The organism is Levilactobacillus parabrevis, assembly GCF_044051715.1.
Taxonomy (GTDB): domain Bacteria; phylum Bacillota; class Bacilli; order Lactobacillales; family Lactobacillaceae; genus Levilactobacillus; species Levilactobacillus parabrevis.
In genome coordinates, this window is sequence record NZ_CP168688.1 from 1,480,636 (window position 1) to 1,503,321 (window position 22,686).

Below are 22,686 nucleotides of genomic sequence, written 5' to 3' on the forward strand. Positions count from 1 at the left end.
TTTCGAAATCAAGGTGTATAATCAGAAATTGCCCTAAATTATTCAGTAGATATTGAAGGAGTTAGTCATGCAAAATTTAGATTTAACCAACCTCGTCCTTGGAGCTTGGCTCTTAGTCGTTGTCATCAAACGACAACTCGCCCCGAGAGTCATTCGTTTCAAACTAGAATTTTTTATTCTGGTTATTCTGTTGGGAATGGCCTCAATCGGTGATGCCTTTCAGAAACAGCATTTGCACATCACTCCGCAACAAGCTCTGATCTTCGGGAGTCTTAGTCTCGCTAGTGCACTGATTTTTGCCGCGCTACGGGCTTGGTCTTATCATCTCTGGGTCAACGATGCTGGCCTCGTTATGCGCCAAGGTAACTGGTTAACGGTGGTCCTGTGGTTAGTCGGCATTGCCGGTCATCTGGGCGTCGACCGTTTGTGGACGGGCAGCTCAGTGACGTTGCTGCTCTACTTGGGTGTCACGCTGCTCGTTCAACGAGGCTGTGTCTGGTTACTCGCTCAGCGCCAATATCCGGCAGAAATGCGCGCCAACGCCGCCTTACAAGCCGAAAATCATCATGATCATCACGAACGTCGGCGAGCACGCCGCAACAAATAAGGCTAAATTTCTAAAACAAAGGAGCTGTGACGGATGTCATGGCTCCTTTACTGTTGCTAACTTATTTTTCATTATAGTGTGTTCTGCAAGCCAAAATCGTCACAACTTCATCAGTAACTGTATAGATTAAGCGATCTTTTTCGTTAACTCGCCGTGACCAATATCCCGTGAAGTTCCCATGCAATGGTTCTGGTTTGCCAATACCTTCGAAGGGCGTCCGTGACACATCTTTCAATAATAAATTAACACGTTTAACGGCTCGCTTATTATTTCTCAATAACCACAAATAATCCTGCCAAGCATTCTCTGTAAATTTCTTATCCATCAATGTCCTCATCTAATTGAATCAGATCATGTTGAACTGTTTGATTCCGTTGTGCTTGATTCAGAGATTCTTGTAACCATTCACGATTTGTAGGATTTTCTAGGACATACCGATTTTCAAGCATATTATTGTATTCATCCTCTGAAATCAAAACCGCATTTTTTCGATTCTTCCGAGTAATCGTAATAGGCTCGAAATCTCCAGTAGCCTTATCCATGTAACTCTTCAAATCTTTACGAAAATCACTGTAAGTTGTCGCTTCCATAATCTCACTTTCCTCCTGTACTTGATTCTGTACATTTGATTTCAACAAGATTATTGTACAGCATAGCGTACAACAAGGCAACATTTTTATCTCTATTCTTCATCAGAATCTATAAGTAGTCCGGAGACGGCCTATTTCCCACCCTTAAATCATGTCGTGAGTTTCTTCTCACTGGCCTCAAGCAGGTATCGTAAAGGCTACTGAGCACTAGAACCAGATCCAGCGTATCCGCTTTTTCCTTCAAATTCGCCCGCTTCTCAGCGGATATCACGGGTCTTTCACCGTGATGGTCGCAGCCAATTTCATTGACACGAACTGCTCGTGACACCTCACCCACCTCTTCCGTGAGAATCGCCACGTAATTAATTGTGTCCTAGTCAAATGGAAACATAATGCCTTTTAGACAGAAATCTTTCCAAAATGGAATTATACTTCCATTTTTCTTCAAATATCTAAAACAAGGCATTATGATTCCTTTTACACTGTTAAAGGTTCCATTTCAATCCCAAAACCAACTATGCCCCAGTCTCACCCAGGCGTTTTAGCCCAGCCGTTAGTAATGCGGCCATCTTTGCTGGTGATTCTGGATGGGGCTTGACCAGCCATGTGTTCAGGACGTTCCAAAAGCCCCCTATAGCAAAACTCATGATGTAGCCCGTCTCCACCGTTGACCCGGCTATATGCCAAGGTGCTGGGAAGACCCGATAGATTTCACTCGCTTGCGGCGTTATCTGAGCTAACGTACGGTCGAAGAGCCCCTGAGCAATCAGGCGACTCACCCGCTGACGCTCCTGCCACCAGAACTCAAAGAAATAGGTCAACACATCTTCAAAGACCATATTTTGCGGATCAATGCGTTGCAGGACCGCCAAGTACCGTTGCCCGACCTCCTGGTTATAATAACCCAACAAAGCATCCTTGTCCTGAAATGCCCGGTAAAAGGTCCGCCGCGACAACTGTGCCCGGTCTGCAATCTCAGTGACCGTAATCGCTGCGTATGGCTGTTCGTCTAACAAATCAAATAGAGCTGCCTCCAACCACGCCTTTGACTGTTCTGCCAGTCTTTCCTGTCCGTTCATGGTGCCTAACCTCCTGTCACAAATCCCCCACATGTGTAGCACTTATCTTTCAGCAACTACTTGAACTTGTAGTGCTCAGTATACGCTGTTAAGGTCAAGGTGTCACAGATGTGCCACAAAAGGGGGAGCTCACTATGAACAAGCTAAAGGGTGTTTTACCCGTTTTACTGCTCGGAAACCTGCTATGTATGATGGACGTTTCCATCATGACCATCGTTTTACCCGAAATTCAGTCAGCCTTTGGGGAAAGCCTGACCGAACTATCTTGGGCACTCAACGTCTACACGATTATTTTCGCCACACTGATCATTCCGTTCGGCCGCCTCGCGGAACACTTTGGTCAAAATAAATTTGTCTTTACTGGTTTAGTCGTCTTTGGCCTGGGATCACTCTTGACTGGTCTATCACCCAATCTTACCTGGATGCTCGTTGCCCGCGCTATTCAAAGTATTGGGGCTGCTGCCATCATTCCCACCAGTATGGTCATTGGCCTGGACCTAAACAGCCAAGCCAACCGGAATCGAGTCGTTGCCGCATTGGCGGGTGTTCAGGGATTGGCCGTTGCGTTAGGCCCGACTGTCGGCGGGATTGTTGCCCAATATTGGGGCTGGCGGTGGGTCTTCTTCATCAATGTTCCGTTAGTCATTCTAGACCTGATTGTTTTTGGTTTCGTACTGCCACTGCGACACGAAAAAACAGTTACCGTTAAAATTGATTGGCTCGGTGCCCTGCTCAGCATGGTCTTACTTTTCAGCCTGTCACTGGGCCTGATCAAAGGGAACACTTGGGGCTGGCAGTCCACGACCATCGTTAGTCTGTTTACACTGACCACGATTAGTTTCATCACTTTTCTGGCCTGGGAACGGCATACCGCACACCCTATGGTCGACTTGCAGCTCTTTCGGAGTCGTAACTTTAATGGTGCCAGCCTCGCGCTAGTTCTCTGCAATTTCTTTCTGGGTGGGCTAGCAGTGCTTCTACCAACCTTTCTCACCCGTGTTCACGGCACCAGCGAGCTCACAGCGGCTCTGTTGATGACACCCTATTCTGTCACGGTTATGGTGACGGTTATCCTAACGTCGCTGATAATTCGTCACGTCAATAACAAGCTGATTGTTGCCAGTGGTTTCCTGCTGATGGGTATCAGCTATGTCTTACTTGGGCGTATTCCACTGGGTAGCAACTATCGGCAACTGATTATCGCCGATATTCTGTTGGGGTTAGGCTACGGCTTAGTTGCGGCCACAGCGAACATTCTTGCCGTAGCAGACTTTCACGGCGCTCGCTTGACCGATTCTCAAAGTGTGGCCAACGTCCTACGACAAGTGGGAATGGTTCTGGCAATTGCCGTCTTTACCACACTACTCACCAGCAACGTGACCCATGCGAAGCGCGAGACACTGGCCGTCGCTCACACTCAGGTCAGTCAGTTGGCCAATGTGACAGCAACGCAGCAGCATCGACTCAATCAAAAGCTACAACGGTGGCTCAATCCAAATAGCACGTCCGTCACGTCCACTAAGACGAAATTCAAGCCAACGACCATCACGGTTTCTGCGGCCGCACGACAGCAACAAGTTCATCGGGTCTATCAGCAACAGTTGCTCAGCCTATCCACAGCAAAGGCCGTTACAGCGACGCTCATTCCACTGTCCGCAAAGCAGCAGTTGCAGCGGTCCATCACCATTGCGGTGAACCGTAAGATCACCCAACGCGTTCACCAACTTAACCGCGAATTGACTAAGGTGACGCAACGTATTCACCGGTCACTGAAGTACCACCTAAATCACGCCTTTCTCAATGTTTTTGGCGTATTAAGCTGGGTACCATTTGCAGCAATCTTAATGGTACCCGTGTTTAAATTTCGACACGATCACTAAAACAGACAGATTAGGCGTGAACGATCATAACTAGTTACCCGCGAGCCGACTTCTTCGCCACCAGCGCAAACGTCAGGGGAATCTTCGGCGCATCGGCCGGCAGTTCAAACCAACCGTCACGCTGTACCAGATTCGGTAGTGCTGGCCACTCTGTCCGCGGATACTCACCCAGAAATTCAATGGTCAATCCCGCTGTCAGGAAGGCTGTGGTGATTTCTTGAAAATCATGATTCCAATTGTGATTTGTCGTATGTTGCACGCGATGGGCCGAATGGTCGGTATATGAGCCATCCTGTTCGTAGGTCAGCATGCCGTCGTTGAAGTAGTCGGCGTGAACGACCATCGACTCGAAGTCTAAGGCATTTAGAAAAGGATGATCATCGCGGATCATAAATGTGCCGTCAGCCTTCAGCAACGCCGAAATCGACTGGGCCCAGTCCGTCAGATTCGGCAACCATGTAATCGTCCCCATACTGGTGACCACGACGTCAAACTTTCGTTGAATCCGCTGACTGGCAAAGCGGGCATCGCCCTGCACGTATGTAATTTCCGCCCGCGCTCGTTGTGCGATCTCTCTGGCATACGTTAGCGACTGTGGCGAGAAGTCCAGCCCTGTGACGTGAGTAGCGCCGAGGCGTTGCCAGGACAGCGTATCCGTTCCGATGTGACATTGCAGGTGGAGTAAATCACAACCTCTAATCGTGTTGTCAGGTAGCCATTGCCGCAGAACGTCATAGTCATGCTGAACGGTCACCGTCGTTTCGTTTGGGGTTGCCACCAAGTGATCGACATCGTAAAAGTCCGAGATCATGTGGACCTTAGCGCGGTCGTTCCAATTTGCTTGATTGTCTCGCAACTCACTTTGATAATCTGACTGATCCATACCTGCCACCTCCTCAATTAATTTGTAGTTATCATACCACGCAGACAGAGTGCCAGCGACACCCGTCGTCCACTTTCTCAGTCGAAATCTCCCACGCCGTACACCGAAGCCGCGAAAGAATGTGCTGTTTCCTTGCCCAAAAACTTATGAATTTACTAAAGGGCCAAAGAAGCCTTAAAAACCCTGGTATTTTTCCCACAGACACGTCATTCTGCGGTAGTCTAGGAACATGTTGAACGACACGTATAAATGGTTAGCATCTTTCGGAGGTGATTCGATGCGCTGGGAACCCCTATTAATTATCTTACTCATGGCCTGCTTGAGTGGCCTGCTCATCGTCACAACCACGCACAAACATCGGTGGTTCGCCCTGCTGACTTTAGCCTATTTAACCGGCTTAGCAGCAATCCTATTCACACCGATTTCCTTCTCTGGCACCGGCGTCTACATTATGCCCGTTGGCTTCGGTCGCGTGAACTTAACGCAATTAGACGTCTTTAATCTCGGGTTTGCGGAAAATATTCTCCTGACCCTGCCACTTGGTCTGCTGCTAAAGTGGCTCGTCCCAAAGATTTCCATCTGGGGGGTTGGGGTATTCGGTCTCTTCACTGGTAGTAGCATCGAAACGATTCAGTATATCCTCTCACGGCACTGGCTGATCAATCGGAGTAGCGATATCAACGATGTGCTTGCCAATGCTATTGGTATCGTGATTGGTGGCATCCTGGTCGCCATCTATTACCGTATTCGCGTTGGTCACCGCAACCGACAACAGCAGCGTGCAGTTGCCTAATGTGAAAGTTAAAGCCAAGTCCAATCCGGTAAGTGCCGAATCAGGACTTGGCTTTTTGCTTAGCAAATGGTGTCCCTACTTACTACTAATGTAATTTTTAGGAAATCTGTCTCATGTTTTTAAAAAAATCGATTTAATGGCACAATTATATATTTGTTATATTTTTACGTTGAGAATCTAATTCACCGACCAATAGTTTCCAGCGATTATTGATCCTGTCGTCAAATGAATAGCTTGGCACAACTATCCCGAATACAGATTACTCCTCGTGCATCCATTCATCAAAATTCGGTGACTTTGTCGCATCATAATTGCCAGCCGCATCGAAATCAACGTGTTCAACCGGAATTCCAGCAATTAAGGTTTGCCAATCAAGAGCAGACGGGAGCTTTTCAAGGCACAATTTTCCTTTGGCATTCAGTGTGGCCTGCAAGTAATCGCCACTCGAAAGTCCCATCTTTTCTCTAAACGTAGCCGGTATAACCACTCGACCTTCACTAGACATTTTTATAATTTTAGCATCACTATTGGAATTCATAATAGGTCTCCTATTCTTTCAATCATTATTATCAATAATTCTAAAAAATCACGCCATCCATTCAGACAGCGTGATCTACTCATTTATTCATTCATTGACGATGAGGTTGCCTTGGTCTTGCGAAAGACGAACCATTTGCTGAAGAAGTAGTTTGCCAAGACAACAATAACTTGGTCAACCAACTTAGTCAGCATTTCATTTTGCGATAATAAGGATACCCCAATCCACATGATACCCTCATCCATAATCAGTGTGGCCGCTCTGACGGAGAAGAACGTGATGATCTCGCGCCACAGGGCTTCAAACGTGGTGAAATGGGAGTGGAAGACCCATACCCGGTTCGTCACGTACGCAAATAGCACGGAAACAAACCACGCCATCGCCGTCGCGATTTGGTAGTTCCAGCCCCACATTGTCGCCGTCACGAAGAAGACGACCAGGTTAACTAGTGTGGTGAGTCCTCCGAAAAACAGGTACGCAATGACGCTCTTATACTTGTCATAGAGTTGCAGTAATTGCTTCATAAATATCCTCCCCGAAATGGCACCTCGTCAATCCTTGTTATAACTGAAAAAGCAACGGGAAACAAGGCAAATCCCCGATTCAATAGAAAAAGTTAAAGGTTCACGCACTTGACCATACATTCTCTAGTGACTGGTTTGGCTGTGGCGTGGGTTTAGCAAGTGAAATTGGAGTGGTGGTTTTTTTGAACAGGTTAAGTTAAAGTAATTTATTTAATCTTGCCTATCTCGCCCCATACCAACTAAAAACACCATCCCAGTTTCTCAACCGAAATGGTGTCCGTTTTCTCTAAAGGTTTAAACGTTTTTGAATTAAGTTAACGATATGACTCTTGAATAGCGCATAGAGCAACACGACTTGAATCGGGGTCATAATCACCTGTTTTAAGAGCCGCACGGGGAATAGTCCCCAGAATGGGGTCTTATACATGATAGCCACCCACAACGTGTTCAACAGCGCGTTAACCACCACTGAGATGATAACCTGTGCGATGATCAACCGCGGCCAGCTCACCGGCTTTCCATACAGGAACAGCGCATAAATCAGTGAACCCAATACCGCCGAGATCGTAAACCCGATAAAGAACGGGCCACCCGACATCAACGTACCAATCACATCGACCACTGCCGCCGTCATCATCCCCCACCAGGGGCCAAATAACCGGGCGACCAGTGCCGCGACCAGAAACGTGAAGCTAAACTTCAAGAATGCTGGTCCCACCGAAAAACTCTTGATCACCAATTGCAACGCCATCAATAGGCCCATCGTGACCAAACTCAACGTGCTCAGCTTAGGTAGCCGAGTCTCTACAGTCATCTTCAATTCAGACATCTCCTAAGGGAGTTGCCACATCGCTGCGGCCAATGCGGAAATAAAATCGCGGGCCAATTGCCCTTCGTCCGGTGTTCACATTGCGTTCCACCAGCACTTGACGCTTTATTTCCTACTCCGTAAATTTAATTACAGCGAATAGCTTACCATAACCGCATAGAAGATGCACGCTTTAAGCGCGATCGAAATCTTTTAACCAAGCTAAGGCCAAAGCCTTTTCCCCTAAGTGGGTCCCGATGACCGGTCCAAAGTACGACCGTTCCACCGGAATCTCGGGGTATTGCGTGGCAATCTTGTTAGCCCAAGCCTGCCCACCCTCGGGATCGTTAGCATCTAAAACTAACGCTCGGAGTGGATAGTCGACCTTGGACTGCGCCTCGACGAAGAGGTCTTCCACGCGGGCTAACGCCTTCTTACGCGACCGAACCTTTTCGAAGGCGACAATCTCGTGGGTCTCGTCGTCAAAGGTCAATAATGGCTTGATCCGTAGGACACTTCCGATGAACCCAGATGCGTTGGACAACCGTCCACCACGCACCAAGTTCTGCAGGTCATCAACCACGAAGTATTCGCCAATTGTTGACCGCAAGTCGTCGAGTCGGGCGATGATCTCGTCTGGCTCGGCACCCTTTGCGGCCATGCGTGACGCTTCAATCGCTAAGTAACCCATTAATTTAACGGTAATTTGCGAATCATATGGAATGACCTTGATGTTTTCAATCGTTGGTGCCAACGCCTTTAACTGGTTGACGAACCCAGAAATTGTGCTGGCCAAATGAATGCTGATAACCGCATCGTACCCTTCGTCGGCCAACTGATCATATAAGTTGATCATTTCACCTAATGGCGGTTGGGACGTACTGGGGAAGGACTTGGAATTTCGTAATCGCTCGTAAAATTCGCTCGTGGTAATATCAACATCTTCATCATAGGAGCGACCATCAATGATCACCGGAATAGGTACGACGTGAATGTGATACCGCTCGACCTCTTCTGCGGACAAATAGCTGGTACTATCGGTGACCACAGCAATCTTCATGTTTGTACACCTACTTTATCTTTCGTTTAGGACTCATTTCCCCCACAATTAAACCGCACCATTAATCACCACTCAGTGAGCAGGATCAACTGGTACGGCCAGCAGAATAACAAAAAAACAGAAGTCCACTGGGGGTCAAAATTAAGTTTCAAAAACTAGAATACCATAATTTCGACGAGACGACTAGGATTTACCCGTCGCCGACCGTGGAATTGTGAGAAAAATTATCAGACCAATTACAAACAAGATCGACAGCGATGCCGCCCCAATACGGGATTGTCCCGTCATTTGGGTAATGACCCCAACCAAAATGGGGCCCAGCACTGCCGAAAACTTTCCCAAAATGTTATAGAAACCAAAGAACTCACTCGACCGCTCCTTAGGGACCAACCGACCGAAGTAGGACCGAGATAGGGCTTGAATCCCCCCCTGACTCGTCCCAACCAGCACGGCTAGAATCCAAAAGTCCGTAGTCGATTTTAGATTCAAGGCATCCACACAGATTACCAGGTAAACCATGATCGCAATGAGAATCCCCGTCCGCGTACTCGTCTTACCAGCTAGCCACCCATAGAAGATGGAAAACGGAAAAGCCACCAGTTGGACGACCAGCAGTACCATGATCAACGTGGTACTGTTAATGCCAATGTCTAAGCCGATGGAGGTCGCCATGGTAAAGATGGTATCGACCCCATCGATATAACAGAAGTAAGCAATCAGGAACCAAGCTAAGTATTTATGTTGCCGCAGATGAATAATGGTCTGCCAGACGCGATGCCAGCTCTGCTTCAGTGGCGCTGATGCGACGTCTAAGGCGTGACGTTGGTGCACGTTACGCTGGAACGGGATGAAGAAGACAATCCACCACACGGCCGCTAAGGCGAACCCCCAGCGCGCAACAGCCAGACTCGACAGCTGACCAAAGCCATTGGTGAACTCGAGAACCATAAACAGGAGAAAGGCAATCACGCCCCCTAAATAGCCAAAGCCGTAACCCACGCTGGACAACCGGTCCATTTGCCGATCATCACTGACATCAGTCAAAAAGCTATCATAGAAAAGATTCCCGCCTGAATATCCTAGAATCGACAGAATATAGATCATCAACAACCACTGCCACTGCGAAGACGGCAACAGGGCTAGCCCCAATGTCATCACCATCCCCAGACTGGCAAATCCAGTCATCAGACGCTTCTTGAATCCCCGGTAGTCGGCCAACGCCCCCAGGAAGGGCGCTAAGATGGCTACGAGTAGCGTTCCAAAACTATTGGCATAACCCCAGTAGGCCGTGGCATTCGCCGCCGCGACCCCACTGCTCTCGGCAACACCCTTAAAGTAGATTGGGAGAACCGCCGTGGTCACGATGATGCCGTAACCAGAGTTGGCCCAGTCGTAGAAGACCCAACTCCACTGCTCCTTATTTAACGTCATCGTGGCCCTCCTTAAAGGCCGCGGTCAAAGCTCGACCCGGTAATTTTTCGGGGAACTGCACATTCAGGAGTTTCGCAAAGGTTGGGGCCTCATCGATCAGCCGTGCCTCATCAATGATTTGATTAGGCTTAATCGCCGGTCCGTTCAGTACCAGCGTGGTAAAGTAATCCGGCTTATCCGGATCATACCCGTGAACTCCGTGATAGCGGTCCGGTTGCCCGAGACTCTCTGGGTCAACCGCCTCCACCACATCAGGACGACCGGTCTCGTCCGTAAAGTAATACCCAGCTTCCGCCTCTACCATGAACCGGCAGTGCGGGTCGGCACCGCGTTTAGCTGCCGTGCGACCATCGATCACCCGGGCAACCCCGGGAGTCTCCTCGAGCACTTGTTGCAGGTGCTTGCTATCCGCAAAGTTGCGGGTATACACGTAAGTACTCCCATCGCAGGACTTGGCCCACACGTGCCAGTCGTTCTTAACCGTCCCGTTGACTGTAGGCGTCAACCACCCACGTTTAGCAAAGGCCTGATTCAAGTGAATCATGTGATCCACGTTGATCTGGTAGTGATCGCCTAGAATGGCAAAGTTCGTAGCCGAAAAGGTTCCCGCCGCAATCGTCGCATCGATCAGCTTGCCAACTCGCGTATCCAATCGCTTCAAAGCCGCCATAGCCTCGGCCGACCGGACCCCGTAACGATGGCGCATGCTATCCATATCGACCAGGTGAATCAGGGTCAACGTCGGCTTCTTATGGACCAGTGTGTCAATTGCACAGGCCGTGATAAAGTCATCCAGCTCTGGTTGTTGAATTCCCCGCCGCAGGTGACCGTAACGCTGATTCATCCGCAGCAGAAAGGCCGGACTGCTAGCCTTTAACGAAACGAGCACTTGATTCGTCCAGATTCGGTTGGGAAAAATCTCTGCTAGGTTATAAGTAATTTTACTTCCAGCCGTGACGGGCCACAGGAAAGCCGCGGTTTTCTCGTGCTTTTGCCGTACAAGATCATACAGCGTTGGCACCTTCACATCACGTTGATACCAATACCAATCTGGTGACTGCCGTTGCGGCTGCATTTTGGTATTATTCACGATGCCATGAACCGCCGGATACTGCCCGGTAATGATCGTGGTATGTGAGGGATAAGTCAATGTCGGGTAAATACCCCGCACCTTTCTAACTCGGGTTCCCGTGACCACCAGGCGCCGCAGGTTGGGCAACTCTTCTAAGTGTTCATCCAAGTCTCGACTCCCCATTGCATCTAAAGAAATCACAACTAATCTTTGCTGAATAATCATTCACTCCTTATGCTCAAACGTCCTCAAGGTTCCTTGACGGTACGTTGCCGGTCCATACTCTTATCGAGCCGGTTTAATAATATTTGTAATAAATTGCGTTCATCGGTTGACCAATGTTCAAAAACATCATCGGATAAGGTCTCAAACGCCGTATTGATTGTGGCGGCCGTTTCTGTACCGTTATCCGTTATTGTATATACCAACTGTCGTTTGTCTCGCCCAATGGCTTTCTTGGTGACCATGTCTTTGGCAACCAAGCCCTTCAGTTGACGACTCAAAGTCGAGGTATCCAACTTCGTTTGTTGGGCAAGAATTTCTTGGGTATTTTCACCGCCGCCAATGTGGTCGAGTAACTGCCACTCGGAAACGGTCAGGTGATGCTGCTTGGTCATCCGCTGCAGCAGCGTTTGCTGCACCTTATTGATGGCCATTAACGCGGCTAGACTGGATTTCATTTTGCCCTCACTCCTTTGCTTGTATTGTACAACGATTTGCTTGCTAATCACAAGTCAATTTGATGACGATTTTATCTTAATATTATTGGGATTATAAGGGATCTTCTTTGCACTTAATCCATCGGCCAGTTATACTTAAAGTTGCGTCATTTTTAGGAATCCATCTGTGACCGAACGCTTATCAGCTTCAACTTAGCTCACGAATAATCCTTCGCCATTATCCGGATTCTTATTCATCCGTGAGCCCGCACAGACAGCTCCCCCACCATCACAAATCTCTTTTAAAAATAAAATTTTCACTAGAAAGGTGTTGTTTCCATGTCATTTGACGGATCCTTTACCCACGCAATGGTTCAGGAACTCAGCCAAAATCTGACGACCGGCCGCGTTAGTAAGATTAACCAACCTTACGATAACGAAGTCGTCCTGACGATTCGCACCAACGGCCATAATTATCCGATCCTTCTTTCGGCTAATCCAACCTACGCGCGGATCCAAGTGACGCAGATTCCTTACGTCAACCCACCCGTCCCCACCAACTTCACGATGATTCTCCGGAAATACCTGCAGGGCGCCATCGTCAAAGGCATCACCCAGGCCGCTAACGACCGGGTCGTTCACCTCCACTTTACGTCGCGTAACGAATTAGGGGATCAGCAGGAACTACTCCTGATCATCGAAATCATGGCCCGACACAGTAACATCATCCTCGTCGACAGTGCCAGTGGTAAGATCCTAGACGCTATCAAGCACGTCGGCTCCGATCAGAACCGTTACCGGTTACTGCTCCCGGGTGCACAATACATCACCCCACCAAAGCAGGACCTCGACAACCCCTTCGATGGTCCCCGGGCCGATCTCGCCCAAACTTTACGCGACTTCCCTAACGAAGAGGTCCTCGCTCAAACCTTGCAACATCAATACCAGGGACTGGGCAAGGATACGGTCGCCGCACTGTCAACGGTTCTACACGAACCCGGCGATGCTGCCCAACATTTCCGTGACTTCTTCGCCCGTTTCGACGCGCCACAACCCACACTGACCATTTCGCCAAAGGGCAAGACCAGCTTTACCGCCTTTCCTTATCCGACGGCTGGCACGCAACACACCTCTGAAAGCTTATCTGAACTTCTGGATGCCTATTATCAGGATAAGGCCGAACGGGACCGGGTTCAACAACAAGGGAGCGTCTTGATTCGGGTCGTTCGTAATGAACTTAAGAAGAACCGCAACAAGCTCAAAAAGTTGCAGCGAACGCTAGCCGAGACGGAGAACGCCGATGACTACCGGATCAAGGGTGAAATCCTGACGACTTATCTCAACCAAGTTGACCGTGGTCAAACCGACGTTTCCCTTCCCAACTTCTACGATGAGAACAAGCCACTGAAGATCAAGCTCAGCAATCAACTCTCTCCAAACCAAAATGCGCAAAAGTACTTCAAACGGTATCAGAAGGCTAAAAATGCGGTGATCTACGTTAACGAACAGCTTAAAATTACCCAGGCCGATGTGGACTACTTCTCTAACATCATGGCCCAGATCGAACTGGCCGCGCCTAAGGACCTCGTCGACATTCGCTTGGAGCTCCAACAAGGTGGCTACCTCCGCGACCACGATCACCAAAAGAAGAACAAGAAGCAAAAACGGCAAAAGGTCAGCAAGCCAGATCGGTTCACTGCCAGCGATGGCACCAAGATCTCTGTTGGGAAGAACAACCTGCAAAATGACCAACTCAGCCTGCACACGGCTAAGCGAACCGACATCTGGTTGCACGTGAAGGACATGCCGGGGTCTCACGTCATCATTCACAACGATGACCCTAGCGAGGCAACCATCATGGAAGCCGCTAATCTAGCTGCTTACTTCTCCAAGGGGCGGGCCTCCAGCAACGTTCCCGTGGACTACCTGCCAGTCAAGCGTCTGCATAAGCCTAACGGTGCTAAACCTGGTTACGTGATTTTTACCGGTCAACGGACCGTTTACGTCACGCCTGAAAGTGATTTAGTTGAAAAATTAGCGGATAATTAGTTTGATTGCTAGTTACAAATAATCTGCAAATGAAAAGCACGCCATCAATTAACGTTGATGGTGTGCTTTTTGCTAGTTACAATTTAATTTCGGTTCTATGATATCTGGTGTTGATGGAGAAATCCATCAACACCATTTTTAGTCAAAAAAAGAGGCATGTCACCTCTATGCTACAATCAAGTCGACGAAAACCAATTGAAAGCGAGAATGATGACATGTCCCAAGAACAGTCTACAAGAAAACTACTGCAAATTAAAGACCAAAATATTACTAATTTTAGCGTACAAGATAATTCACGTGACGCTTTGCGAATCTATGCCGACCTGTCGTATACCGTAAATGTTTGCCCACGTTGTGGCAAACATGAAGTCGTTAGAAATGGCTTCAAAACAGTGAATATCAGGATTCCTAATATTAGCGAACGGACAGCTCTACTAATTTTACGCAAACAACGTTTTCTCTGCAAGAGCTGTGGTCACACACAAATTGCCCAAACACCTGTCGTAAAGAAAAAACATCAGATATCTCAAAGCATTAATCATAGCATTACAAAAGAGCTAACCACAGATCGAACTATGACCAGTATCGCTTCACAATACAACGTGTCGACTAACACAGTTAGTCAACACGTTGTATTGTGAAGCAAACCAGGCCGGCATACAATGGTCTTCCCACTTCTTTGTGTATTGATGAGTTTCGTTCTACTGGCAATCAAATGAGCTTTATCGCTATTGATGCTAAAAAGCACGACCTTATCACCATCTTGCCAGGACGAAAGAACAAAGAAATTGGAGAATTTTTCCTAAATCACTATTCTCTAAAGAATAGGAAAAAAGTTACTCGTGTTGTCATGGACTTCAACGCACAATACCAATCCGTTATCCGTAAGATCTTCCCTAAAGCTGTAATAGTCGCCGACAATTTCCATCTGGTTCAAATGACCTTACGTTCACTGAACCAGACCCGCGTTCAGTTGATGAAACAATTCCCTAAAAATACTCGTGAATATCGTGTTCTTAAGTATTATTGGCGTCTCTACTTGAAGAACTATAAAGACCTTGAGAAGACCAAAACACACTGGTTTTCACACCTTAAAGACCATTTAACCCAAGAGCAAGTTGTACTGGAAGGTGTAGAACTAAATCAGCAATTCAAAAACACCTATTACTCTGCCCACGCTTTAACCGAAGCTATTCAAAAACGCGACTACTCCGCCTTTATCGAAGCTTTGGGTGAAGTTGAGAACGTTAGTCCTCAACTTCTAGAGACCGTCCACACCTTTATTCATAAGATACGGTTTATTGAAAATATGACACAGTGTTCTATCTCAAATGGCCCAATTGAAGGCGTTAACCGTAAAATTAAACAGATAAAGCGCACCGCCTATGGATACCGTAATTGGATCAACTTCAGTTATAGAATACAAATTGAATTCAAAATCAGGGTCCAAAAAAGAGGCCCAATTCGAAAATGAATTGAACCTCTTAAATTCCCCCTCATCAACACTCGTTGACAAAGAGCCTTAATTTCTGAGTACCGGCTATTAAATCGTCCGGTTAATAATCTTGTCGAGCTGCTCGGTATCACTCAAATTGCTCAAGGTTAAAGCCTCACTCGACCCAAAGGCAATCGTGGCCCCCATTTCCTGATCGGTCGTTCCCGGCCGGTTCAAGACGTGGAGCTGCTGGAATGGGAAGACGGCATTCATCAAGGCGACACGCTTGCTGTTGAGATCGATCTTAATTGCAGCCAATTCCTTCTCGTCCAGCGTCCCGATGTGTTGCCGGGTGAGCATTCGTACCCAGTTAACGCCGGTGACTTTACTCAGAAAAGCCATCTCCGTCAATCGAGTCGGTCGGACACCAACAACTGTTAGCTGTTGACTGTCCTTGCTCTTCGGTGCAAAGAGGACCTGCACCATCCCCGTCAACTGATGCTCGCTAACGGCTTCCTTAGCCTGTTCGACCAACTTCAGCCGATCAGCCTTGGCCCGCTCAGCCGGCATCCGGAAGGCCGTAACCTGTGCAATATCCTGGTTCATCCCCGGGGCGATCATATCCATGACCCCGACCGCGATCTTATGCTGCTCGTGGACAAACAGACTCACACTGATGGTCGCCGTCTTCGGTTGTGCCTGACTGCTCTCTTGATCCGGCGGCAACACGTGTAAATTCAAGTTCAGCTTGCCCAACTCACGGGTCAGGTAATGCCGATTTCCGGGAACGATCACAATGTCTGGATGCTCGACCTTGATCACGTTGAGCACGTCCCCCAGTTGAATGGGATCAACGTACTGTTTGTCCGTAAACTCGGGCGCGATCCCAATGGCATTCGGGTTGGTATTCATCAGAATTGTATGGTAACCCGCACGCTTTAACTGCTTGAGCATCTCCGTAGTGAAATACTCGGCCGCCGTGTTGGGACCCAACTGATTACCACCGCGGCCCAGAACTAATGCGGTCCGGTCGCCCAGCGGCTCACTCTCGTTTTCGTATTCAAAGGTACTGTAGTAGCCGCTGGCGTGTTCATCGAACTCACCGGCAGTGGGCTCGATCATCTTGTAGGTCGGCTTAATGTCTGCCTCAGCGGATAGGCGGCGAATAGTTGCCGTGTCCGTCTGCCAGATGCGGGCGATCATCCCATCCCCGAAGCCGTAGTACCGGCCGACCTTGAGGGTATCGACATCCAGGGGATTCTCCTTGATTCGCTTCTCGATCTTCAACAAGTGTTGCAGTTTGACGAAATAGAAGTTATCGATCTTGGTCAATTCACTCAGTTCATCGGGCGCATATCCCCGCCGGAGTGCTTCGATCAACACCAGAATTCGGTTAGCCAGCGGATGGATCAATTGACTGATCATTTCCCCATCAGTCAGATTGCTGACGCTAGGTAACACATCTCGTGGTGAGAACTGTGAGCTCCGCACGGATTTTAACATGGCCTCCTCGACCGATCGGCCCACACCGACCGTTGACCCCACCGCCTTCATGACGGTATCCAGGTGTTGGTCGGCATCCGGGACCTCTTGAAAGGGCCAGATGGGAATGCGCACGCTGACGTGGTCAATCGTGGGTTCCATAATGGCCGTCTGCTTGATGAAACGACTAGGCAACTTGATGTCGACGAGTCGCTGACCAATCAGCAGAGCGCCGGTGACCAGCGCCAGTGGATAACCGGTCGTCCGCGCGGCCAAGGCCACCCCTCGCGTAAAGTACGGGGCAATCTTAGTCACGTAGAAATGCTGATTATTTGGATTCAACGCAAAGTGAATGTGGATGACTCCCACAATTCCCAGTTCGGTTGCAATCCGAAAGGTGGCGTCCCGCAGGTCCTGGTACTCCCGGTCATTCAGCGTTTGTGGTGGCGTCACCACAATCGAGTCTCCCGAGTGAATCCCAACGGTGTCGATATTTTCCAACCCTGCGATCAGGATCTTGGTATCGGCCACATCGCGAACCGCAACCATTTCAATTTCCTTGTACCCCACGACACTACGTTCCAGCGTACACTGATCAAATCGTGACTGGGCGAACCCCTGATTCAGGGCATCCAGCATGTCATCGACATTTTCACAGATTGTACGGTTGGTATCCAAGCGTGGTGCCACCGGCTTCACAATCAGTGGAAAGCCAATCGACTCAACCAACCCCAGAGCCTCGTCTTCTGTAGACACGACCTGTGCCTCGATGACTGGCTCGTGAATCTCCTTGAGTGTGGCGTTTAAGGCGGCTGGATTGTTAATCTGCCGTAGAGTCGCGGCGGGCATCCCTAAAATAGTGACACCAAAGCGACCAATATCACCATTTTCAATGAGCTCCTGAGTGATTCGAATACCCAGCAGGCCACCCAGCGTCGGTAAGATGGCGTCTGGCTGGTCACGTTCAATGATGTGTCGAACGTTAGCGGTCGTCACCGCCTGGACGTACATGTTGGTTGGCTGAATTTCTTCCAGCGCCACGGAGAATGGGTTGTTATCGATCACCAGCGTCCGGACGCCGTGTTTCTTGAAGCCCGTAATGATCTGGACGGTGGCACTGTCGAGCTCGGTCTCATGACCAATTTCCGTCGGACCACTCCCAATGATCAAAACTTTTTGTAAGTCATCCAAGTTCTGCAAACTTATCCCTCCCGCCGTGCTGTCATGGCTTCCATGAATTCATCAAACAGGTCCCGACTCTCATGAGGACCCGGTGCACCATCCGCGAAGAACTGCACGGAGAATGCTGGGTAGTCACGGTGTCGCAGTCCCTGAACGGTGCCGTTGATCAGGTCCACGTAGGTGGTGATCAGCCGGTCACGGTCAATCGTCTTGGCGGTGACGGCGTACCCCTGACCCTGCGTGGCGTAAATAATATCGTTCGTAATGATCCGACGAATGGGATGGCTACTGCCGTGATACTCCACGGGCAGTGCCTCTAATTTCGCCCCATTAGCCAGCGCAAAGAGCTCGTGGCCCAAGCCAATAGCGAATAACGGAATCTCCGCTTGAACGGCTCTAATCATCTCTAAGACCCCTTCACCGAGGTCTAAGGGTGAACCAGGCCCCGTCGACAGGAGCACCCCATCCGGATCCAAGTTCAGCACGTCTTGAGCACTTGCCGTCCACGGTAAAACCGTGACGTTGCACCGGCGCTCTGACAGCTGCCGTAAAATCCCGTGTTTCAGCCCAAAGTCGATCACGACCACGTTCTTACCGGTATCCGGGTTGGGATACGGTTTGGGCGTGGCGACCTGATCGACCTGGCGATTCGTCAGCACCGTGGCGTTGAGCTGATCAAAGGCGTGGGCGTCCGCAACATCCACGATACTCCCCTTGACCGGCCCATCCATTTTGCGGAGCTTACGAATCAAATGGCGGGTATCGATGCCACTGATACCCGGAATGTTGTGTTGTTGTAAAAATTCATCAAGCGACAGCCGGGACAGGCGGTTGGTCGAGATATTCGTGACATCGCGGACCACCATCCCCTTAGCCGTGGGCAGAATCGACTCGTAACTATCGTGGTTGATCCCCACGTTACCAATGGCTGGCTGCGCAAAAATGATGATTTGGTTGTGATAAATCTGATCGGTGATTGTTTCCTGATAGCCTAAGAGATTCAAGTTGGAAATGACTTCGCCACTCGTTGTCGCGCCGGCACCAAATCCTTCACCGGCGTAGGCCGAGCCGTCTTCTAAAATCAAATAGCGTTTTGCCATGCTAAATCGGCCCCTTCGTCAAGTCTATGCCTGTTGGATTTCCACGGCGTCGCGGTCGTCGATCTCACTGACGGAGACCTTGATCCGTTCGCGCTGAGAGCTAGGAATATTTTTGCCCACAAAGTCGGCCCGAATTGGCAGCTCCCGGTGTCCACGATCGACCAAGACGGCCAGGTTAATAGACTTCGGCCGGCCAAGATCCATGACGGCGCTCATTGCGGCCCGAATGGTGCGACCCGTGTACAGAACGTCATCGACCAGAATTACTTTTTTGCCGGCGACTGAAAAGTTGATGTTCGCTGCAGATACCGTAGGATCGGTCGCAGCGTCGTGTTCGATATCGTCGCGATACGACGTAATGTCGAGGTCGCCGACCGGTACCGTCACGTTCTCCAGTTGTTGTAAGCGGCTGGCAATTCGTCGTGCTAAATACACGCCGCGCGTCTTGATGCCTAGAATAACGAGGTCATCGACACCCTTGTTTCTTTCAATAATTTCATATGTGATTCGGGTCAGGGCCCGTTGCATTGCCATTGCGTCCACAACTACCTTTGCCATCTTAAATTCCTCCTTAAAGTTTCACGCGTTCATGTGCAGGAAACGGGCAGATCTCTTCGGCAAAATGGTGAAGAAACCCGCCCGCCTAGCTACCGGCAAACCCGCTTATCTCGTACATTTAGTTTAAAAAGCTTAGATTACTTTGTCAACCGGTAAACCGGCCTCGTGCCGTAGCTTATTGACGACCGCCATAAAGTGCGGCGGAACGGGCGCAGTGAAGTCTAACTGCTCACCCGTTGTCGGGTGGACGAACCCTAATTCGCGAGCGTGCAGGAACTGACCTTCACCCTTTAGCGTCTTCTTAGGGCCATACAACGGATCACCCGCAACCGGATGGTTAATGTACGCCATGTGCACGCGGATCTGATGGGTCCGACCGGTCTCCAAGCGACAGGAAACCAGCGTGTAGTTGCCGTAGCGTTCCAATACGCGGAAATGAGTCACGGCAGGGCGACCATCGGCCACGACGGCCTGCTTCTTACGGTCCTTAGGCGCCCGACCAAGTGGCGCGCGAATTACGCCCTCTTCTTCCTTGAAGTTACCGTGCACGATTGCCACGTACTCTCGGAGGTTGGTCTTGGCCTGCAGTTGCGCAGAGAGGCTCTGATGGGCGTGGTCGTTCTTGGCCACCATCAGTAAGCCCGATGTATCCTTATCAATGCGATGCACAATCCCCGGCCGCAACGTCCCATTGATGCTAGACAAGGGGCTATGATACAGGAGTGCGTTGACCAACGTGTGATTAGGATGCCCCGGTGCGGGATGAACGACCATCCCCTGCGGCTTGTTCACGACGATGACATCATCGTCTTCGTAAACGATATCCAGCGGAATGTTTTCCGGAGTGACATCGAGTGGCTGTGGGTCGGGCAATTCAATGTGAATTGTAGCCCCCACGGCCGGTTTATCCTTTGGCTTGGCCGGTTGGCCGTCTACCGTGATCTGTCCCGCTTCAATGGCGCCTTTGGCCTGTGAGCGAGAAATTGTGGTTACCGTTTCGGCAACGAGCTTATCCAGCCGCGCCGTCTCCGTTACCGTAAATTCATGTGTTTGCATTAATGTGCCTCCCGACGATCGGCGAGAAAGACCCCGATCGCAATAAATATCACACCGACCGTTAAACAACTGTCGGCAAAGTTAAAGATTGGAAAATTAATAAAGTCGAGTTGGAACATGTCGACGACGTAACCCTGTGTGAGCCGGTCGATGAAGTTCCCAATGGTTCCGGCCATCATTAGGGCGAGCCCCAATTCTTCCGGCCAGTGTTCACCACGATTGCGGTACTGCCAGAAGAAGTAGCCCATGACGCCCAACGCCACGATGGCGATGACGGCAAAGAACCACATTTGGCCCTGTAAGATACTCCAGGCGGCCCCATCGTTGCGCAAGTGGGTCAACGATACCAGCCCGGGGATGAAGCTCTGTTCGCCACCGAGGGGGATGTTGGCCACCACGGCGTATTTGATCCACTGGTCGAGCCCAACCAGCAGAATAATTAAGATGGTATCAGCAATCAGCATAACTTCTGGAGCACCTTTCCTATAAGTCGTTGTTGAAAATTATACCAGAAAAAGCCGGGCTCTGACGGTTTGGGCAAAATAAAAATTGGAGAACCATTTCATGGGGGTTATGGATTCAGGGGCAACAGAATTCTTGTTGGGGTGTGATGACGAGTGAACACGTGCCGAGTTTGGCGTTTAGCCGGAGTTTTGCCGATCGATCATCTCCGCAATGAATTGCGAATTAAAACAAATATTACAGCTATTTTGAAAAATTATGAGACTAAAATTGTGAAAATTACATTAGTAGTAAATGGAGAGTGTAAAAAAAGCGATGATTGTTCATCGCCTTAATCGTGTCATGTTCTTCTAACTATTTGGCTGCGTTTTTCCTCTGAGCTTATCCGAGACAGCTCAAACGGCATCTTTTTATTGGCGACAATCTGTTCACCGAATGACGTTAGTGCCGACTGAGAGACAATTCTAAGTATTCAGCTCAGCTGATTCAAGTTAAAAGCGGATCTAAAAAAAGCAGTCACCACCACTGATGACCGCCTCTCGGAAAAACTGACTATTGTTGAATGAGATAAATAATACCTTCTCCTGGGTCAATGCCTTCCAGCGCATCATCTAGCCCCGTGACACTACCACCAACGGACCACCCTTTGAAGTTCTTCCTGGTTGCCGCATCGTATCCCTGAGCAGTCAGGGCTTGGTCAATCGACTTCATACTAGCCGGATTTTTGCTGTAAAAATCGATATACTTCATCCTCTTGAATGACACGTATCTGGAAATCACCTGACTCATGCCTTCTTGGCTACGCAGTTCGTTAACGTCAGCGGAATCATCAATCGTTTCAAAGGAGTTTGCCGCATCCGTCAATTTTGAATTGTATGTAGACTTAGGAAACATGGTCCGAATCATAGTTTTACTATCGACAGTCACATCATCTGTGACCTGTGTCTTCGTCGTTTTGCCATTTCTAGCCTTCAGGTAACCACGCCAGATCCACCCCTGCAAGGATCCATCTGCGCTCTTCACGTGATAGTAAATGGCATTGTGTCCCGCGTACTTCTTATACAACATTTCATGGGCATCCGTGTACCACGTCACCTTCGCCGTCGTCTTATTGTTGCCATAACGGATGCTGAGGTGTTTTGAGAACCGTGAACCGGTCGTTGCCGTGTAAGCATGCCGTTTCATGGCCTTCCGCCAAACTAACCGTACCGAACTGGCACGCGAAGCCGAATACTGGCTACTTGCAGAAGCCGTCATACTGACAACACTTGAAAGGCCAATGCCAACACCGATAATCGTCATGATTTGAATCACTTTTTTCATACTAAATTCCTCCCACTATTGGCTAGTTTAGCACTGACGCACCGACTGTCAAAGTTCACATTAATTGCGCGACGATATAAAAAAACGGCCAACTCCGGTAGGTTGACCGTTCACA

The 22,686-nt window shown here is 49.2% G+C and carries 21 protein-coding genes, 1 pseudogene and 1 riboswitch; of the genes and pseudogenes, 5 read left to right on the forward strand and 17 right to left on the reverse strand.

Going from position 1 to position 22,686, the window contains the following annotated elements:
- Positions 1-67: 67 nt before the first annotated feature.
- Positions 68-607 carry a hypothetical protein gene (locus ACEPSU_RS07000; RefSeq protein ID WP_395320814.1) on the forward strand — a complete coding sequence of 180 codons (540 nt, stop codon included), beginning with the start codon at positions 68-70 and terminating at the stop codon, positions 605-607.
- A 61-nt stretch (positions 608-668) separates the two neighbouring features.
- Here the strand turns inward: ACEPSU_RS07000 and ACEPSU_RS07005 are convergent, their stop codons facing one another.
- The 3 genes from ACEPSU_RS07005 to ACEPSU_RS07015 all read right to left on the reverse strand — a co-directional run bounded on the left by ACEPSU_RS07005 (position 669) and on the right by ACEPSU_RS07015 (position 2,276).
- The gene (locus tag ACEPSU_RS07005) at positions 669-932 is read right to left on the reverse strand and encodes a Txe/YoeB family addiction module toxin (protein WP_395320816.1); all 264 of its coding nucleotides are present in this window, start codon (positions 930-932) and stop codon (positions 669-671) included.
- Entirely contained in the window at positions 925-1,197 is a 273-nt protein-coding gene (locus tag ACEPSU_RS07010) for a type II toxin-antitoxin system Phd/YefM family antitoxin (protein ID WP_395320817.1), read from the reverse strand. The genes ACEPSU_RS07005 and ACEPSU_RS07010 overlap by 8 nt, the downstream gene beginning before the upstream one ends.
- 515 nt (positions 1,198-1,712) lie before the next feature.
- Positions 1,713-2,276 (reverse strand): TetR/AcrR family transcriptional regulator, encoded by a 564-nt coding sequence (locus tag ACEPSU_RS07015; protein ID WP_395320819.1) that lies wholly within the window; start codon positions 2,274-2,276, stop codon positions 1,713-1,715.
- Positions 2,277-2,410: 134 nt separating this feature from the next.
- Between ACEPSU_RS07015 and ACEPSU_RS07020 the strand changes: the two genes are divergently transcribed.
- Positions 2,411-4,156 carry an MFS transporter gene (locus ACEPSU_RS07020; protein WP_395320820.1) on the forward strand — a complete coding sequence of 582 codons (1,746 nt, stop codon included), beginning with the start codon at positions 2,411-2,413 and terminating at the stop codon, positions 4,154-4,156.
- A 34-nt stretch (positions 4,157-4,190) separates the two neighbouring features.
- Here the strand turns inward: ACEPSU_RS07020 and ACEPSU_RS07025 are convergent, their stop codons facing one another.
- Complete coding sequence (locus ACEPSU_RS07025; protein ID WP_395320821.1) at positions 4,191-5,039, reverse strand: class I SAM-dependent methyltransferase; 849 nt, start codon at positions 5,037-5,039, stop codon at positions 4,191-4,193.
- Positions 5,040-5,316: 277 nt separating this feature from the next.
- On the opposite strand from ACEPSU_RS07025, the gene ACEPSU_RS07030 reads away from it, so the two are divergent.
- Complete coding sequence (locus tag ACEPSU_RS07030; RefSeq protein ID WP_395320822.1) at positions 5,317-5,832, forward strand: VanZ family protein; 516 nt, start codon at positions 5,317-5,319, stop codon at positions 5,830-5,832.
- Between the two features lie 259 nt (positions 5,833-6,091).
- Here the strand turns inward: ACEPSU_RS07030 and ACEPSU_RS07035 are convergent, their stop codons facing one another.
- The 7 genes from ACEPSU_RS07035 to ACEPSU_RS07065 all read right to left on the reverse strand — a co-directional run bounded on the left by ACEPSU_RS07035 (position 6,092) and on the right by ACEPSU_RS07065 (position 11,945).
- Positions 6,092-6,370 (reverse strand): AbrB/MazE/SpoVT family DNA-binding domain-containing protein, encoded by a 279-nt coding sequence (locus ACEPSU_RS07035; RefSeq protein ID WP_395320824.1) that lies wholly within the window; start codon positions 6,368-6,370, stop codon positions 6,092-6,094.
- Positions 6,371-6,453: 83 nt separating this feature from the next.
- The gene (locus tag ACEPSU_RS07040; protein ID WP_020089304.1) at positions 6,454-6,894 is read right to left on the reverse strand and encodes a GtrA family protein; all 441 of its coding nucleotides are present in this window, start codon (positions 6,892-6,894) and stop codon (positions 6,454-6,456) included.
- A 286-nt stretch (positions 6,895-7,180) separates the two neighbouring features.
- A complete protein-coding gene (locus tag ACEPSU_RS07045; RefSeq protein ID WP_033388803.1) occupies positions 7,181-7,708 on the reverse strand; it encodes a folate family ECF transporter S component in 528 nt (175 codons plus the stop codon).
- Between the two features lie 39 nt (positions 7,709-7,747).
- Positions 7,748-7,845, reverse strand: a riboswitch (THF riboswitch).
- 50 nt (positions 7,846-7,895) lie between these two features.
- Positions 7,896-8,762, reverse strand: a complete 867-nt coding sequence (locus tag ACEPSU_RS07050; protein ID WP_020089302.1) for a DegV family protein — start codon at positions 8,760-8,762, stop codon at positions 7,896-7,898.
- Positions 8,763-8,945: 183 nt separating this feature from the next.
- Positions 8,946-10,193 (reverse strand): MFS transporter, encoded by a 1,248-nt coding sequence (locus ACEPSU_RS07055; protein ID WP_395320827.1) that lies wholly within the window; start codon positions 10,191-10,193, stop codon positions 8,946-8,948.
- Positions 10,180-11,490: an alkaline phosphatase family protein gene (locus ACEPSU_RS07060; protein ID WP_395323309.1), complete on the reverse strand. Its 1,311-nt coding sequence runs from the start codon at positions 11,488-11,490 to the stop codon at positions 10,180-10,182. Before ACEPSU_RS07060 ends, ACEPSU_RS07055 begins: the two co-directional genes overlap by 14 nt.
- Before the next feature lie 23 nt (positions 11,491-11,513).
- Complete coding sequence (locus tag ACEPSU_RS07065) at positions 11,514-11,945, reverse strand: MarR family winged helix-turn-helix transcriptional regulator (RefSeq protein ID WP_020089299.1); 432 nt, start codon at positions 11,943-11,945, stop codon at positions 11,514-11,516.
- Positions 11,946-12,263: 318 nt separating this feature from the next.
- Between ACEPSU_RS07065 and ACEPSU_RS07070 the strand changes: the two genes are divergently transcribed.
- Together ACEPSU_RS07070 and ACEPSU_RS07075 are read left to right on the forward strand one after the other, a co-directional pair.
- The gene (locus ACEPSU_RS07070; protein WP_395323310.1) at positions 12,264-13,973 is read left to right on the forward strand and encodes an NFACT RNA binding domain-containing protein; all 1,710 of its coding nucleotides are present in this window, start codon (positions 12,264-12,266) and stop codon (positions 13,971-13,973) included.
- Positions 13,974-14,188: 215 nt separating this feature from the next.
- A pseudogene (locus ACEPSU_RS07075) lies at positions 14,189-15,447 on the forward strand (ISL3 family transposase).
- A 69-nt stretch (positions 15,448-15,516) separates the two neighbouring features.
- Here the strand turns inward: ACEPSU_RS07075 and ACEPSU_RS07080 are convergent.
- The 6 genes from ACEPSU_RS07080 to ACEPSU_RS07105 form a co-directional block, all read right to left on the reverse strand.
- The gene (locus ACEPSU_RS07080) at positions 15,517-18,090 is read right to left on the reverse strand and encodes a carbamoyl phosphate synthase (protein WP_395320833.1); all 2,574 of its coding nucleotides are present in this window, start codon (positions 18,088-18,090) and stop codon (positions 15,517-15,519) included.
- Between the two features lie 2 nt (positions 18,091-18,092).
- Positions 18,093-19,172: a carbamoyl phosphate synthase small subunit gene (locus tag ACEPSU_RS07085; RefSeq protein ID WP_395345632.1), complete on the reverse strand. Its 1,080-nt coding sequence runs from the start codon at positions 19,170-19,172 to the stop codon at positions 18,093-18,095.
- 24 nt (positions 19,173-19,196) lie between these two features.
- The gene (gene pyrR, locus ACEPSU_RS07090; RefSeq protein WP_020089295.1) at positions 19,197-19,730 is read right to left on the reverse strand and encodes a bifunctional pyr operon transcriptional regulator/uracil phosphoribosyltransferase PyrR; all 534 of its coding nucleotides are present in this window, start codon (positions 19,728-19,730) and stop codon (positions 19,197-19,199) included.
- A gap of 132 nt (positions 19,731-19,862) precedes the next feature.
- The gene (locus ACEPSU_RS07095) at positions 19,863-20,786 is read right to left on the reverse strand and encodes an RluA family pseudouridine synthase (protein WP_395320837.1); all 924 of its coding nucleotides are present in this window, start codon (positions 20,784-20,786) and stop codon (positions 19,863-19,865) included.
- The gene (gene lspA / locus ACEPSU_RS07100) at positions 20,786-21,250 is read right to left on the reverse strand and encodes a signal peptidase II (RefSeq protein WP_020089293.1); all 465 of its coding nucleotides are present in this window, start codon (positions 21,248-21,250) and stop codon (positions 20,786-20,788) included. Before lspA ends, ACEPSU_RS07095 begins: the two co-directional genes overlap by 1 nt.
- 550 nt (positions 21,251-21,800) lie before the next feature.
- A complete protein-coding gene (locus ACEPSU_RS07105) occupies positions 21,801-22,571 on the reverse strand; it encodes a hypothetical protein (RefSeq protein WP_020089292.1) in 771 nt (256 codons plus the stop codon).
- Positions 22,572-22,686: the final 115 nt, after the last annotated feature.

Coding starts and splice junctions, on each gene's coding strand:
- ACEPSU_RS07000 (WP_395320814.1), top strand. CDS start 68: ATGCAAAATTTAGATTTAACCAACCTCGTCCTTGGAGCTTGGCTCTTA.
- ACEPSU_RS07005 (WP_395320816.1), bottom strand. CDS start 932: ATGGATAAGAAATTTACAGAGAATGCTTGGCAGGATTATTTGTGGTTA.
- ACEPSU_RS07010 (WP_395320817.1), bottom strand. CDS start 1,197: ATGGAAGCGACAACTTACAGTGATTTTCGTAAAGATTTGAAGAGTTAC.
- ACEPSU_RS07015 (WP_395320819.1), bottom strand. CDS start 2,276: ATGAACGGACAGGAAAGACTGGCAGAACAGTCAAAGGCGTGGTTGGAG.
- ACEPSU_RS07020 (WP_395320820.1), top strand. CDS start 2,411: ATGAACAAGCTAAAGGGTGTTTTACCCGTTTTACTGCTCGGAAACCTG.
- ACEPSU_RS07025 (WP_395320821.1), bottom strand. CDS start 5,039: ATGGATCAGTCAGATTATCAAAGTGAGTTGCGAGACAATCAAGCAAAT.
- ACEPSU_RS07030 (WP_395320822.1), top strand. CDS start 5,317: ATGCGCTGGGAACCCCTATTAATTATCTTACTCATGGCCTGCTTGAGT.
- ACEPSU_RS07035 (WP_395320824.1), bottom strand. CDS start 6,370: ATGAATTCCAATAGTGATGCTAAAATTATAAAAATGTCTAGTGAAGGT.
- ACEPSU_RS07040 (WP_020089304.1), bottom strand. CDS start 6,894: ATGAAGCAATTACTGCAACTCTATGACAAGTATAAGAGCGTCATTGCG.
- ACEPSU_RS07045 (WP_033388803.1), bottom strand. CDS start 7,708: ATGACTGTAGAGACTCGGCTACCTAAGCTGAGCACGTTGAGTTTGGTC.
- ACEPSU_RS07050 (WP_020089302.1), bottom strand. CDS start 8,762: ATGAAGATTGCTGTGGTCACCGATAGTACCAGCTATTTGTCCGCAGAA.
- ACEPSU_RS07055 (WP_395320827.1), bottom strand. CDS start 10,193: ATGACGTTAAATAAGGAGCAGTGGAGTTGGGTCTTCTACGACTGGGCC.
- ACEPSU_RS07060 (WP_395323309.1), bottom strand. CDS start 11,490: ATGATTATTCAGCAAAGATTAGTTGTGATTTCTTTAGATGCAATGGGG.
- ACEPSU_RS07065 (WP_020089299.1), bottom strand. CDS start 11,945: ATGAAATCCAGTCTAGCCGCGTTAATGGCCATCAATAAGGTGCAGCAA.
- ACEPSU_RS07070 (WP_395323310.1), top strand. CDS start 12,264: ATGTCATTTGACGGATCCTTTACCCACGCAATGGTTCAGGAACTCAGC.
- ACEPSU_RS07085 (WP_395345632.1), bottom strand. CDS start 19,172: ATGGCAAAACGCTATTTGATTTTAGAAGACGGCTCGGCCTACGCCGGT.
- pyrR (WP_020089295.1), bottom strand. CDS start 19,730: ATGGCAAAGGTAGTTGTGGACGCAATGGCAATGCAACGGGCCCTGACC.
- ACEPSU_RS07095 (WP_395320837.1), bottom strand. CDS start 20,786: ATGCAAACACATGAATTTACGGTAACGGAGACGGCGCGGCTGGATAAG.
- lspA (WP_020089293.1), bottom strand. CDS start 21,250: ATGCTGATTGCTGATACCATCTTAATTATTCTGCTGGTTGGGCTCGAC.
- ACEPSU_RS07105 (WP_020089292.1), bottom strand. CDS start 22,571: ATGAAAAAAGTGATTCAAATCATGACGATTATCGGTGTTGGCATTGGC.